Here is a 12,971-nt window from a genome sequence, read left to right on the forward strand (position 1 = left end):
GTAGAGGAAGTGAGCAAACGAATATAAAGGAGGCTTTATCGCAATGATTAACTTTCCTATCCCGGACGTGGCTCAATTTTTCCAAACCAGTGTTATTCGATATTTTACGGTTACCAAGGATGAATCCAGACTATTGTTTAACAGCAACTTGAACGGTCAGCCGAACCTGTGGGCTATGGACCTGCCCGGCGGCTTTCCTTACCCGCTTACATATGAGAATCAGTCAGGCAGCTTTATGAAGACAGACCCGAACGGCGAGTTTATACTCGCTGATTTTGACAAAGACGGTGATGAGAATCTGCATCTGTATGTGCTGAAGCCGAGCGGCGGCAAGCCGGTTAAGATTGTGCCCGGTGAAGCAGACGATAAGTTCTATTTCGTGAAGCTGTCGAAGGATGGGAAAAGAATATACTATGACACCTCCAAGGATAATCCGGTGTATCTGAATTCCAGATGCCTTGACCTTGAATCCGGGCAGGACGAGCTGCTTCATGAAGGAGCAAATAGACCGACTTATCTTGCAGCGATCAGCCCGGATGAGAAGCGCAGAGCCTATCTGAAGATGTTCTCAAATACACATCAGTCCTTGTTCATCCAATCGGATGGAGAGGCTGAGGTAAAGTATGTATTCCCTGAAGAAGAGGTTCAAGTCATTAGAAGCGTTACTTTTGTCGATGACGATACGCTGCTGTTTGTGACCAACCAAGGAAAGGAATTCTCTTATGCAGCTGAATATAACATCTCAAGGGGTGAAGTTAGAACGGTCCAAGCCTTTGATCAGGAAGAGGTTGGAGCCATCGAGTGGCACAAAGAGTCTCAGACTTTGTATATGGTTACGAGTGTGGGAATTGAGAGCCGAATGTATGCTGTCCCTTATGGTGAAGAAGGGTATACGTCCGTTCCTCTGCCCGTTGATTTCGTAGAGCAGATATCGGTGGCTGAATCGGGAAATGTATATATTCTTGGCCGCGGGGCAGTGAAGCCCTTCAACATTTACCGTCATGTGAATGGGGAGTGGGAGCAGCTCACGAATAACGTCGTCGTGGGGCTGACGGAAGAGGATTTGTGTTACCCGGATGTCGTTAGGTATACCTCCTTCGACGGAATGGAGATTGAGGCCTTACTGTTTAAGGCGAAGCCTGAAGCGGCTAACGGTTATACGGTCTTCTGGCCGCACGGGGGACCGCAGGCTTCGGAAGGTAAGTTTTTTAGACCGATGTTCCAGTTCCTTCTAGCCCGGGGTTATAACATCTTCGCGCCTAACTTCCGCGGAAGTGCAGGATATGGGGCGACCTTCATCAAGCTGGTGGAAGGAGACTGGGGTGAAGGCCCTCGACTGGACTGCGTAGCAGGTATCGAATGGCTGTTTGAACAGGGTATAAGCTCACCAGATCGTCTATTTATCGTGGGGGGCAGCTACGGCGGCTATATGACGCTGCTGCTTGCCGGACGTCATCCCGAGCTGTTCCGCGCAGCAGTAGACATCTTCGGACCGTCCAATCTGTTTACCTTCATTGAATCGGTTCCGGATTCATGGAAGCCGATGATGGAGCAGTGGCTGGGAGATCCGGTGAAAGACCGTGAACGACTGATCAAGGATTCACCGATTACTTACCTGAAGCAGATGGTGAAGCCGATGCTTGTCATTCAGGGAGCGAATGATCCGCGCGTAGTACAGGCTGAATCAGATCAGATTGTTACGGCGTTGAAGGAGCAGGGGACAGAAGTCGAATATATCGTTCTGGAAGATGAGGGCCATGGCTTCTCTCGTAAGGCGAATGAAATTCTTGTATATACAGCGATGGCTGATTTCCTCGACAAGCATCAAGCGAGTGTAGAGGTTCATGCCTGACATTCTCGATTGAACTAACTGCACCAAAAAAAGCGATCTTCCCGCCGAGACGGAAGATCGCTTTTTGATATCGTTAATCGTTTATCCGTTAAATGATTTATCGCTTGAAAGAACGCAGCTGATCTTACAGATCGTCGAATCCGTTATCATCACCGACTTTACCGTAGTTACGGGATTTAGCTTCGAAGAAGTCGGTCTTCGTTGCATTCAATGCCTCATCAGAGAACGGCTTGATCCAAGGCATACTGTTGACGTCAACGCCCTCGTATGCTTTGTCCATTCCCATCAGGCGAAGACGCTTGTTCGCTGTGAACTTGATGTAGTCTTCAAGCTCAGGAAGATTGATGCCGCGTACTTTTTCCAGTGTGTAGTGTGCCCAATTGGTTTCGAGCTCTACTGCACGGTTGATTGTACGGTAGACATAGTCATTGTTCTCTTTTGTATTCAGCTCTGGGTAGTCAGCCAGCAGCTGCTTGTAAACTTCAGCGAAGAAGTAGCAATGCTGGTTCTCATCCCGCTGAATGTAAGAGATCATCTGTGCCGTTCCCATCATCTTCTGATCCCGTGCCAGATTGTAGAAGAAAGCAAATGTACTGTAGAAGAAAATACCCTCAAGAATCATATCGGCAACAAGCGCCTCAAAGAACGTTTGCGGCGTAGCTTCGTCACGGAAGTTCTGATAAATATCCGCAATGAATCGATTCCGCTCCAGCAGAACCGGATCATGCTTCCAGTACTCGAAGATTTCCTTCTGCTCATCCCACGATACGAGGGATGAGAGCACATAAGAATAAGATTGATTATGCACGACTTCCTGCTGGGCAATAATAGCGGAGATCGCCTCAAGGGAGGAATCGGTCAAGTATTCTCTAACGTCCCCGACGAACATGGTCTGCATGGAATCGAGCACGGCCAGCAGGCCGATGTTGATCTTGAATGTGCGCTGTTCTTCGGCATCCAGATGCGGGAACTGCTGAGCATCCTTGGACATTGGAATTTCGTCAGCGATCCAGTAATTCAGCAGCAGCACTTTATACAATTTATACATATGAGGCATGCGAATGTCGTTCCAGTTCAGAATCCCGGAGTTCTCGCCGTTAATGATACGGGTGGATTTATTCGGTGCCTCAGTGTTGAAGATCTTTTGCTCATTCATTCGGGTGTTGCCTCCTTAAGATTCACATGATTCACATTCGTTCTCAATCGTCAGCGCACGGCTGCGTACGTAGTAAGTGGACTTGATGCCCGCCTTCCAAGCATGCAGGTGAAGATCAAGGAAATCTTTTGCACGGATATCAGGACGCACATACAGATTAAAGCTCTGTGCCTGGTCAATATGACGCTGACGCGCAGCAGCCATATCAATGGAAGCGTGCTGATCGATATTAAATGCAGTCTTGTAATACCAGATCGTCTTCTCGGACAGATCCGGTGCTGGATTCGCAATCTTGTAAGTGGTCTTCTCTTCATAAGACAAGAGCTCATACAACGGGTCAATACTTGCTGTGGAACCGGCAATGATCGAAGTCGATGCGTTTGGTGCGATCGCCATCATCCATCCGTTACGTACACCATGCTCACTTACTTCTGCTGCAAGCTCATTCCACTGCGCTGTGCTGACAAATTTACCTTCACGGCTTCCGTCCGTGTAGCCGCGGGATGCGAAGTAGTTACCGTTCTCCCAATCTGAACCAGCAAATTTAGGGAATCTTCCTTTTTCTTTTGCCAGCTCCATGCTGGATTTGATGGCAATATAGCTGATCTTCTCATACAGGTTGTCGTTGTAGGTTACTGCTTCTTCGGATTCCCAGCGAATGCCCTCAAGCGCAAGCAGGTGATGAAGACCGAAGGTTCCAAGACCGACAGCGCGGTACTGGCTGTTTGTATATTGTGCTTGAAGTACTTCAATATTATTAATGTCGATGACATTATCGAGCATACGCATTTGAATCGGAACCAGACGATCCAGAACGCCATGTGGTACAGCGCGTGCAAGATGGATCGAGTTCAGGTTGCAGACAACGAAATCGCCCGGCTTCTTCGTAATGATGATACGGGTCTCGCCGTCCTTCGTCACAAGCTCTTCCTGCTCAATCGTTGTAGCAGACTGATTCTGCATAATTTCTGTACACAGGTTGGAGGAGTAGATCATTCCTTTGTGACGGTTCGGGTTCGCACGGTTTACCGTATCGCGGTAGAACATGTACGGTGTGCCTGTTTCCAGCTGAGACTTCATGACACGCTTCATGATATCAATCGCTTGAACCGTGATGCGGGACAGGTCTGGATGATTGGTAGCCTCCTCGTATCTTTCGCGGAAAGTGCCTTTGCCGAATTCTTCATCATAGAAGTCTTCAAGACCCAGAGCACGGCCGTTCTCGTCCTTCCAGCCCATCACTCTCTTCACTTCATGCGGATCGAACAGATTCCATTCGCCGCGGCTCTCTACACGCTCAAGGAACAAGTCCGGCAGGCAGATGCCGTGGAAAATGTCATGAGCACGCATGCGCTCGTCACCATTGTTCAGCTTCAGATCCAGGAATGCCAGAATGTCTTTATGGAAAACATCAAGGTAAACGGCAATCGCACCTTTACGTGTACCGAGCTGGTCTACACTGACAGCCGTATTGTTCAGCTGGCGGATCCAAGGAATAACGCCGGAGCTTGTATTCTTGTGTCCACGGATATCGGAGCCTCTGGAACGTACTTTTCCGAGGTATACGCCGATGCCGCCGCCCATTTTGCTGAGACGTGCTACATCCGTATTGGAATCGAAGATTCCTTCCAGCGAGTCGTCAACCGTATCAATGAAGCAGCTGGACAGCTGACCAGCTACCTTCTTACCTGCGTTGGACATCGTTGGAGTAGCTGCTGTCATATAGAGATTACTCATCGCCCAGTAGGCTTCCTTAACGAGCTCAAGACGTCTGTCTGCAGGCTCTTTGTGCATGAGGTACATTGCGATAACCATGTAGCGTTCCTGCGGAAGCTCCATGACTCTGCCGTCGAAGTCGTTCGCAAGATAACGCTCAGCCAGCGTCAGGAGTCCGATGTAATCGAACAGAAGGTCATTTTTTGCTTCAATCGTGGCACCGAGTTCTTCAATTTGTTCTTTTGTATAGCAATCGAGCAGCTCTTCGCGATAGATGCCTTTTTTCACAAGTGTTGTAATCAGTGGATAGAATGCACCGTACGGCTCTTCCGGATATGCTTTGTAACGGCGGTTGTTAGCCGCTTTTTTGTATAGAGAAGTGAGCAGTGAACGAGCTGCTGCATATTTCCAGTTCGGCTCCTCTTTGGTTACCAGTTCAAGAGCAGACATGGAGAATGCATTGCTGATTTCTTCACTGGATACTTCGTCACGGCGCAATTTAGAGGTTACACCACGAACGAGTTTTTCTTTATCAAGCATAGGCAGATCAGCAAGAATACGGTCTGCGTACACGGAAATACGGATCTCGTCAAAGGCAAGCTGACGATTGTTTGGTTTGTTAACCACTTGTGGCATGAAGAGCCCTCGCTTTCTTATGATAGTGATAAATGGAGTAAAGCATTAAAAAAAGTAAGATCATCCTGCTGTGAATTTCGCCGCATCTACATCGTGGATTTTCGGGCTAGAGAATCGTACTTGAAGTCATCTTACATAGAAAAAGCATTTTCCGGCTTTCTCGCGGCCAGATAAATGCCATTTGCGTCCCCGCTTGCTGGTATAGTTATACTGTACGCCGGGGGTACGCGAGTTAAGGTGTGAATATAGGATTATTGGATAGCCCATATGTACCTGCTCAGTTCGTTGTCCCGTAACATGGAGCTCTTAAATCTCTAGAATTGCCTAATGTGGAGCCGCATAAATTTCTACTAAAAAAAGCTTGACAGTTATAGAGATTCGTACAATGGTCGATTCTGTCTCAACACTACATTTGGTTGATGTATTACAAGATTACCCCAATATGTTGTGCTTGTAAACACCAGCTTGATGTTGAAACGCATTTGCGATTATAGCAAATATCCCAACATACCGCAAAGGAAAAGGGCTGGAAGAAGTAGTAGAATCTCTTAAATATTTTTTTTCTGTGAACAGGATCATGCTACAATGGGTATATCGTCAGCAAAAGTCAGAATGTTGAATCAAGTGAAGAGCCTATCGAGGCGTAAATTATAAATAATTGGAATTTCGACTAATTTGGAGGGGATATAAATGGCTATAGCTGAGGTAACTATTATTCCGATTGGAACAGGAAGCACAAGCCTGAGTCCTTATGTGGCAGAGCTGCAGCGTACGCTGGCTAAGCAGCCTGGAATTCAATACGAGCTTACATCCATGAGCACCATTATCGAAGGTGAACTGGACGATATATTTGCTGCCATTCGGGCATTGCACGAGACTCCGTTCGGTACAGGCGCACAGCGGGTCTCGACTTCGGTTAAGATTGATGACCGCCGTGATAAGCCGTCTTCCAGTGCCCAGAAGCTGGCTTCAGTCAGAGAGAAGCTGTAGATTTTGATGTCTTCTCATCATTCATTTCCGCGACCTGCCTGACTCGACTCCATCTACATGTATATATAATGACCAGACTGTCTAAATGTTCCGTCTTGCCTTGAAGTTCTCGAATAGATGAAGAGAGGATGAAGGGGAAATGCCGCAGGATAAGCCCAATATTATCTTTTTCATGACAGATCAGCAGCGCTGGGATTGCATAGGTAAATTCAACGAGCATATACACACGCCTAATTTAGATCGTTTGGCTGCGGAGGGCATTACATACAGTCAGGCAGTTTGCCAGTCTCCAATGTGCGTACCGAGCCGGACCTCCATGATGTTCGGATACTATCCTTCTCAGACGGGGGTCAGAACCAATTATGGCGGCATTTACGATGAGGACAGGCTGCCCTCTGATCCGCTTCCCGAATTGATGCGCAAGGCAGGATACCAGACAGCTGGATTCGGGAAAACGCATTGGAATCACGGCGAACGGACGGAGATTCCGTCTTCCCGAGGGTTCGAGGTGAGGGCTGTGGGACTCGCGCGGAACAGCGGTCATTACGAGGAAAATGCAATCATGATGGGCGACACACATCCCGAGTATCTGGAAGCTTACAGCAGTGAAACGGCTCACTTTGGCAGTGGCGAGGAGAATGTTCACGGCTATATAGGCATGACCAGCCAGGTGCCTATGGAGCAGCATCGTGATGGATGGGTCGCTGAGCAAAGTCTCAAGTTTCTGAATGAAGACGTAGACCCGGATCGTCCGCTTTTTTTCTACCTTTCCTTCCTTAAGCCCCATGCTGGCTTTAATGTGCCTAAGCGATTCGAAGATTTGTACTCCATTGCCGATATCCCGGATATTCCACAGCCGCCATGGCTCGACGAAGAGAATACTCACCTTGCCGCATCAGATGAACTTAACAGCCGAAGCAGGGAGTCCTATCTGGACAAGAAAAAGGCCTTTCTTGCGATGAGCGAGCAGGAGCGAAGGCGTACAACGCTCCGATATTTTGCCAATTGTTCATGGCTCGATCATTACTTTGGCCTGGCACTTGAGAAGCTTGAACGACTGGGAAGGCTGGAGAATGCGCTGATCGTTTTTGTTTCGGATCACGGAGAAATGCTCGGTGAGCGACAATTCCGGTTCTCCAAATATAATTTATATGATGCAAGTGTCCGGGTGCCATTGATCTTATCGGGCTCCTGGATTGCAGAAGCGCAGCGGGGTACCATCGATGATCGCCCAGCAGAGCTTATCGATCTTGTTCCGACGCTAAGCGAAGCTGCTGGATTGCCGCGCAACCCTATGCTGCCGGGATTTGATCTGCTGGGTGACTTGAGACGGCAAGGGACATTCTGTGAATTTCATGGAAAAGGAGTCAGCGCACCGCATTCCGCACCGGCCTATATGTGGCGAACGAAGGAATGGAAGCTGATCTTGTATATTGAGGGAGCAGTGCGGGATGCTGGGGCTAGAGTACAGCATACTAAGGGAGAGCTGTATGACCTTGCGGCTGATCCTGGTGAGTGGGTTAACCTGTATGAAGCGGAGGAGCATGCGGGAATCCGGGAAATGCTAAAGACAGAGCTGCTGATGCATCTTGCTGTTGCATGGTCTAAGGGACCCGTACTGTATGATAAGGGCGGCTTGGCACCGTTAGCGTAAGCAGATGCTCTCATTTGGGCTGGTGCGGATTCTTTGAACCTCGCCCGAACCATGGGCATATATCGTGTATAGATCATTTTCTTACACGAAAGGGTGTAACGTTCATGTCCGTATATTTGTTACCTTCAAATTTCTTTCAGGATGAGATCAACAGAGGCCGAGTAGGGCATTACTACCGATCCGTCATCACCGGGTATGGTCAGGTGACCTGGCAGCTCCTCGGCTACGCACCTCCTGTTCCTCCAGATACGAGCGGCATTGTCAGCTTGAATTTGGTCTTTCCGAACGGCACTGTACAATTCATGCAAGTGAGCAATGTGGATATTATCGGGGCCCAATACCTTGGCCCAACACTTCCTGCACCCGGTCCTGGTCCCGGTCCTGGACCAACACCACCGCCAAGACCGCCATACTGCAGCTTTATGTGGTGGCTGCCTGAATGTCAGGGACATGGAGGCGGAGGCATCGGCAGTGGAATGGGCGGCGGATTCGGCGGCGGATTTGGTGGCTATCCTGGGGCAGGAGCACCGAGAAGCTGTGGATGTCCTTGTATTATGCCAACCTATTATTATCGATAGATCCACATAAAGAAGCGAACGCTGTAACAGCGCTCGCTTCTTTGGTCTTGTCAGAGCTATATAGGTGCTTGTATGTCAATATCTTGTTGTGAGATTTGTGCAATGGGTGAATCAACTTAGAAGTGAGCAGCAACGATGGTAGAGGAGTGTTTAATATCATGTATGTTAGCTGATATCCGTCCTTGGTCACAAATAATGACCAGGTTCTCTGAATCAGGGCTGATTTCAATCTCACCGAAGTAGGATGTGCCGTTATGCATCACCAAGCATACGCTGTATCCTTTATCTTCTGCATATTTCAGTGTGTCAAGCATGAGAATCCCTCCATTCCAAAAATATTACATACTCTATGTATCGACTAGATGGTCGCAAATGATAATAATGGAACAAAAAAACAGTTAAGTAATTTGATTATACTTAATTTTAAGACAAAAAACATCCTCTTTTTTCCACAAAAGAATGCTTATTTCAGTATACAAAAATGCGGGATAAGCCCGGGTCAGATCGAATGAACGATGAAAAAATCTGCCGAAGCCTTCCCGCTATTCGTCTATCGTAAAACGAGTGCCCATATCAATTGATGAAGGTTCGCATAAGCTACTTTAGGTAAGGTGAGTTCTCCGCATCAGGTTATAACCTCCGTCACATCTGGCAGAGAAAAATCTTTCAAGGCGATGTACAATCCGATGCCTGCAGCAATGAATGCAAGGATAGCAGCGATCAGGGCTAAGTATTCGATCTTTCTTGCTGCAGCTTCTTCCGAATTGTTGCCATTGTTATTTCTATTCTTGCTTGATATGCTGCTTTTTTTCATCCATGTCACCCTCTTTAATCAAGATGCCTCCGTTCTTTCTTCTAGTTTATGATTACTCATAGGAAGGCGTTCTAAAAAAGGGTGCTTTCCCAAGCGATATGTGCCCGAAAGGAGAGAAGCCCGTGAATAAACAGCGAACCGATGTAAGAAGGAAAGTGTCCAAGACCCCCGCTAGAAAAAGGACAAAGAAGAAGGCGAAGCGTGAAGCTGCCTCTAATGCTTTTTCTCTGTTGTCATCGAAGCTTCTGGAGAATTTATCCCCGGAGCAGTTCTTGGCTCTATGCAGTACGTTAATGGAGATGAAGGATGGGGTTGTCGACATATTTAAAGAGGTGAAGCCTGAGAAGAAGCAGAAAATGCACGGTTTGATCGTGCAGTTCCTTGATCAATCCGACCAGCTCAATCTGCCGAAGAAATATAAGGCTGCATTGGGGGAGCTCGGTCAGAGATTGAAGCAAATGAATCTGGATCAGCCCTCCCCTGCGGAAGTGAATCAATCCGTGCAAGCCTTGCCGACTCCTCAGGGACCGTCGCAGGGATTACCGAACAAGCCACAGGTCCAGCAGGCACTACATCAACACCCGCACCATCCGCCAGGTCCGAATGGCCCTCATCCTCAGTCAGGACCTCAGCAGCCACCGCATCATCACTCGAATGGCCCGCATTTCCAAGCAGGACTGCACCATCCACCTCATCCGTTCCATCCCGGTCGTCCCCATCCTAATCACAGACCACCATCCTATTCGGATTCAACGGCAGCTCAAAATTCGAAATAAAAGGGCAATTAGCCCGGTCGAAATAAGGTCGAGCAACATATGGTATGAGTGTAGTACACAGAAAGGAGGAGTTACAATGAGCGAAGTAGGATACGGATATGGCGGCGGCCAAGTAGGCGGCTTCAGCGGTTACGATGGAGGTAAATCCATCGGCGCAATCTTGGTATTGTTTATTCTCTTGGTTATTATCGTTAAAGCTTTCTGCTGGTAATGATTTGACCATGATATAAACTTAAGGTCTGCCTGCATAGGCAGGCCTTAAGTTTTGGCAGAGAGTACACGATGTAATCACATTGCCTGAATGGGCGTACAGTACATAGTCGTCACGCTAAGGAGAGAGCCGTGCTCGTGACCACGTGAGTTCGATCAGCACAAGCGAGCGGTACACTCCAGAACGTTGGACAGCCCCCGTGCGATGAATGCTCGGGGGCTTAATGTTTGTGCTCCCAAGGTCGCCCTCGTCTAAATGATCAAAAGCGGCTTGGTTCAGCAATATAAATTTAACCTATATTATAATGCTGCTCTTCGTAGTAGCGTAGAAACTACAGCTGCATTGTATTCCTCTACTTACATTTCACACAACAAAAGCCCTACCTCTCTTTTGTCCTTACGGCTCCGATGACCGCGCCAGTTTGAATGAAAATCATAAAATCTCGTGTTTGGGTTATAACGCGATTACTCCATGGGGTTAAATGAAGAGTTATCTTACTCCGGATCATATGCATTATTCTTATGCCAGCCGCGAATAAATGCATGACCTTCAAAGAGGAATGTAATGGGGTTAAATATTCATAATACTAAGTAGTATATCATAGATTACAGCAATTTACAAATACAGAACTTCTTCAGGGGAAACAGGAAAAAGCATATTCTCGTTATTGGGACTTCTGGGCTATAATAGAACTTGAGAATAAGCTTCTAGGGAAAGCGAGGTTGTATTCATCTTGCAACGGTATCAAGCGCTGCGCAAAAGATTGGCTGTTAACTACATCGCTAGCTGGGCTGCAACTGCTGTACTGGCGCTTCTGTCTATACGATCTTTAACGCTTCATCTGCATGCAGCAGAGTCCCGTTATTTGGCAGTGATCTTGGCTGCCGCATTACTTCTTACACTGCTGACTGGAATATACCTTATCCTCAGGCAGGTTAGACCTTATAAAGATATACAGCTTCAAGCTGAGACCGGCACAGGTCTTCAGTATGCGTATGATTTTCTCCACACCTTGCCGGCTCACGCCTTCTGTCGGATACTGTACTCGCATTATATTTGCTTGTCTTTACCGGTCGTGCTGCTAAGTACGATCCTGAAGCGGTTAGATCTTCTCCAACTATCATTTATACATACTTTATATATTGTAATAAGCTTTCTTTTCGCTGCTTACCTGCATGCCATTATCGAATTTATGATGACAACGAGAGCCATTAGACCTTACATATTAGCCGTCGAAAATAAAGCGGAGGCAAGCGTTACCCAGCTAGTTTTTACAGGGCAGCAGCCTGTTTCTCTTGGTCCCAACACATGGATAAGGTTAATCTTTATCATCATCTATCCTTTGCTGCTCGTGTTTTTTATAACCGAAATTCAGCAATTTTATTACTCTGAAACCGTCATGAGGGAGTATGCCGGACTTGGCGTATGGCTACTGCTGCTTGGGATTGGCTTGTCTATGTTTGCAGCAGCCCGTCTTATAAAAAGTGATCACTCTACGACGGAAGGCTCTACGACGGAAGGGATGAATCAATTAAGTCTTGAGCTGAAGGAGAGAGACGAGCTGGTGAAGCAGCTGCAGGACAGCTATTTTAGTACCTTATCCGCAGCGCTGGACGCCAGGGATCCTTATACGGCGGGTCATTCCATGCGGGTGGCAGAATATTCGGTCATGATCGGCCGCAAGCTGGGGCTTGCAGAGGAAGAGCTTGACACCCTTTACAAAACGGCGCTGATTCACGACATCGGAAAAGTAGGCATCCCCGATATGGTGCTGCTTAAGGAAGGTAAGCTCAGTGAAGAGGAGTATTTGACGATTCAGCGTCACCCGGTGCTTGGCGAATCGATATTACAGCATGTCCAGCCGGCACAGTCGATTAAGCCCTTCCTATCCGGGGTACGTTCCCATCACGAGCGTTATGACGGCAAGGGATATCCGGATCAGCTGGCGGGAGAGCGTATTCCTTTATTTGGAAGAATTATTGCAGTAGCGGATGCCTTCGACGCTATGACCTCGGACCGGCCTTACCGCAAAGGAATGAAGGATGAGGAGGCCATCTCTATACTGGAACAGGGCCGAGGAACACAGTGGGACCCGATTATAGCTGGCATATTTGTAGACCAGTACCGGTGCAGACCATCCTGCTGTTAAGAATCCGTTAAGAACTTCATCTCCTGCCTTGTCGATTCAAAGATCCTGATTCGGGTTAAGAATATAACACGCTGGTGACATACTTTCTAGTCTCTAGGAACTTGGAATCACCATACAGACAAGGAGATGAGAAGAATGGATAACAACGTATTCAAAGGTAAATGGAATCAAGTGAAGGGCGAAGCCAAGAAGCAATGGGGTAAGCTGACTGATGATGATCTGGATGTCATCGATGGTGAGAAGGACAAGCTGGTCGGCAAGCTTCAGGAGCGATACGGTCATTCCCGCGACGAAGCCGAGAAGGAATATGATAACTGGAGCAGAACGTACCGCTAACATAGATTGAACCAGGCATGTGAATTTGAGATATCTAGTTCATTCTATATAGAAACTTTAATAGATTTTTCCAAAATAAGAGAGCACAGATCCCATAGAGGAT

Annotated in this window: 12 protein-coding genes; 8 read left to right on the forward strand and 4 right to left on the reverse strand. The window is 47.5% G+C overall.

All coding sequences use genetic code 11. The features are described from left to right. Positions 1–43 precede the first annotated feature (43 nt). The gene (locus tag TCA2_RS10010; RefSeq protein WP_047911454.1) at positions 44–1,852 is read left to right on the forward strand and encodes a S9 family peptidase; all 1,809 of its coding nucleotides are present in this window, start codon (positions 44–46) and stop codon (positions 1,850–1,852) included. Between the two features lie 124 nt (positions 1,853–1,976). Here the strand turns inward: TCA2_RS10010 and TCA2_RS10015 are convergent, their stop codons facing one another. Together TCA2_RS10015 and TCA2_RS10020 are read right to left on the reverse strand one after the other, a co-directional pair. Continuing rightward, the gene (locus tag TCA2_RS10015) at positions 1,977–3,008 is read right to left on the reverse strand and encodes a ribonucleotide-diphosphate reductase subunit beta (protein WP_047911455.1); all 1,032 of its coding nucleotides are present in this window, start codon (positions 3,006–3,008) and stop codon (positions 1,977–1,979) included. Positions 3,009–3,023: 15 nt separating this feature from the next. Further along, positions 3,024–5,360 (reverse strand): ribonucleoside-diphosphate reductase subunit alpha, encoded by a 2,337-nt coding sequence (locus tag TCA2_RS10020; RefSeq protein WP_047911456.1) that lies wholly within the window; start codon positions 5,358–5,360, stop codon positions 3,024–3,026. A gap of 690 nt (positions 5,361–6,050) precedes the next feature. Between TCA2_RS10020 and TCA2_RS10025 the strand changes: the two genes are divergently transcribed. The 3 genes from TCA2_RS10025 (at position 6,051) to TCA2_RS10035 (ending at position 8,582) form a co-directional block, all read left to right on the forward strand. Beyond that, positions 6,051–6,350, forward strand: coding sequence for an MTH1187 family thiamine-binding protein (locus TCA2_RS10025; protein WP_047911457.1), 300 nt, complete (start codon positions 6,051–6,053; stop codon positions 6,348–6,350). Positions 6,351–6,489: 139 nt separating this feature from the next. Then, positions 6,490–8,004: a sulfatase gene (locus TCA2_RS10030; protein WP_047911458.1), complete on the forward strand. Its 1,515-nt coding sequence runs from the start codon at positions 6,490–6,492 to the stop codon at positions 8,002–8,004. A 104-nt stretch (positions 8,005–8,108) separates the two neighbouring features. After that, complete coding sequence (locus TCA2_RS10035) at positions 8,109–8,582, forward strand: hypothetical protein (protein WP_047911459.1); 474 nt, start codon at positions 8,109–8,111, stop codon at positions 8,580–8,582. Positions 8,583–8,698: 116 nt separating this feature from the next. On the opposite strand, the gene TCA2_RS10040 is transcribed toward TCA2_RS10035, so the two are convergent. Together TCA2_RS10040 and TCA2_RS10045 are read right to left on the reverse strand one after the other, a co-directional pair. Further along, on the reverse strand, positions 8,699–8,896 hold the full coding sequence (locus TCA2_RS10040; RefSeq protein WP_047911460.1) for a hypothetical protein: 198 nt from the start codon (positions 8,894–8,896) through the stop codon (positions 8,699–8,701). Positions 8,897–9,207: 311 nt separating this feature from the next. Continuing rightward, complete coding sequence (locus TCA2_RS10045; RefSeq protein WP_047911461.1) at positions 9,208–9,396, reverse strand: hypothetical protein; 189 nt, start codon at positions 9,394–9,396, stop codon at positions 9,208–9,210. Positions 9,397–9,518: 122 nt separating this feature from the next. On the opposite strand from TCA2_RS10045, the gene TCA2_RS10050 reads away from it, so the two are divergent. The 4 genes from TCA2_RS10050 (at position 9,519) to TCA2_RS10060 (ending at position 12,868) form a co-directional block, all read left to right on the forward strand. Then, entirely contained in the window at positions 9,519–10,172 is a 654-nt protein-coding gene (locus TCA2_RS10050) for a hypothetical protein (RefSeq protein ID WP_047911462.1), read from the forward strand. A gap of 76 nt (positions 10,173–10,248) precedes the next feature. Next, on the forward strand, positions 10,249–10,383 hold the full coding sequence (locus TCA2_RS27540; RefSeq protein WP_238546338.1) for a YjcZ family sporulation protein: 135 nt from the start codon (positions 10,249–10,251) through the stop codon (positions 10,381–10,383). 733 nt (positions 10,384–11,116) lie between these two features. After that, positions 11,117–12,532, forward strand: a complete 1,416-nt coding sequence (locus TCA2_RS10055) for an HD-GYP domain-containing protein (protein ID WP_047911463.1) — start codon at positions 11,117–11,119, stop codon at positions 12,530–12,532. Between the two features lie 135 nt (positions 12,533–12,667). Then, positions 12,668–12,868, forward strand: coding sequence for a CsbD family protein (locus TCA2_RS10060; RefSeq protein WP_047911464.1), 201 nt, complete (start codon positions 12,668–12,670; stop codon positions 12,866–12,868). The last annotated feature ends 103 nt before the right edge of the window (positions 12,869–12,971 follow it).

The sequence above is a fragment of the Paenibacillus sp. TCA20 genome (assembly GCF_000732325.1).
Classification (GTDB): Bacteria; Bacillota; Bacilli; order Paenibacillales; family Paenibacillaceae; genus Paenibacillus; species Paenibacillus urinalis.